Raw genomic sequence first — 1098 nt, 5'->3', positions numbered from 1 at the left:
CGCCGCGGTCGTCTCCGCGCGGTCCTCGCCCGTGGCCATCCGCAACTGCGGGGCGACGATGGCGTACACGTCCCAGAACGCCATCGAGAGCTGGCCCATCAGCTCGTTGCCCAGCGGCTCGACCAGCAGCGCGTGGAAGGCCCGGTCCGCCTCGACGAAGTCCTCCTCGGCGCCGCCGGCGTCCGCGCGCATCCGCTCCACGAGCGCGTCCAGCGCGTCGAGTCGGTCGCCGTCGAGCCGGGCCACGATCCGCTCCGCCATGCCGCGCTCGAACAGCTCGCGCACGTCGACCAGGTCGGCCATCACGTGCACGTCGCTCTCCGGGCCGAGCAGCCCGCGGAACGCGAGGCTCTCGACGAGCGCCGACAGGCTCAGCCGGCCGACGTACGTGCCGTGCCCGTGCCGCACGTCGACGATGTCGAGGGCGTGGAGGGTCTTGACGGCCTCGCGGACGCTGGAGCGGCTGGCGCCCAGGGCGGCGCACAGGTCGCTCTCGGTGGGCAGCGGATCGCCGGGGCGCAGCTTGTTCGCGAGGATGTAGCGCTTGATGCCCTCGGTGACCTCCAGCCGCAGCAGGGACCGGCCGGTGCGCGCGTCGGCCGTACGGGCCCCGCTCGTCCCGGCATCCGCGGCACGGGCTTCGGTCATGCGCGTACTCCCGCCTCTTGACCCACTTCGACCCCCGGGCTACGGTCACACACTATCAGGCATCGGACATCAGACATCCGACCTTCTGATCCCGCCACCTGCTCCACCTGCTCCATCTGCCCCTGTCCCCGCATCAGTTGGCATGCCGTACGTACCGGGAGGACGCGTGCCCAGCCGCAACCGACCCGCCGCCGGGCCGCGATGACCGTCGTCGCCGCGCTCGACATCGGCGGGACGAAGACCGCCGCCGCCCTGGTCGACGGCGACGGGCGGGTTCTGCACCGCCGCACCGTGCCCACGCCGGCGGCGGCCGGACCCGCGGCGGTCCTCGACGCCGCGGCGGCAGCCGTCGCCGAAGTCGCCGCGGCCGGCGGCCCGTACGCGGCCGCCGGCGCCGGCAGCGCGGGCGTGATCGACGCCGCGGCCGGCACCGTGCTCTCGGCCACCGCG

Annotated in this window: 2 protein-coding genes; one reads left to right on the top strand and one right to left on the bottom strand. The window is 74.6% G+C overall.

From position 1 onward, the window contains the following. A partial coding sequence (locus H5J30_RS35010; protein ID WP_181791828.1) for a FadR/GntR family transcriptional regulator occupies positions 1 to 648 on the bottom strand: 648 nt, incomplete at its 3' end. A 201-nt stretch (positions 649 to 849) separates the two neighbouring features. Between H5J30_RS35010 and H5J30_RS35005 the strand changes: the two genes are divergently transcribed. Beyond that, positions 850 to 1098: ROK family protein (locus H5J30_RS35005; RefSeq protein ID WP_181791827.1), on the top strand; the 249-nt coding region annotated here is incomplete at its 3' end.

Source organism: Streptomyces phytophilus, from assembly GCF_013870535.1.
Lineage (GTDB): Bacteria > Actinomycetota > Actinomycetes > Streptomycetales > Streptomycetaceae > Streptomyces > Streptomyces phytophilus.
This window is presented reverse-complemented; position numbering and strand designations above follow the sequence as displayed.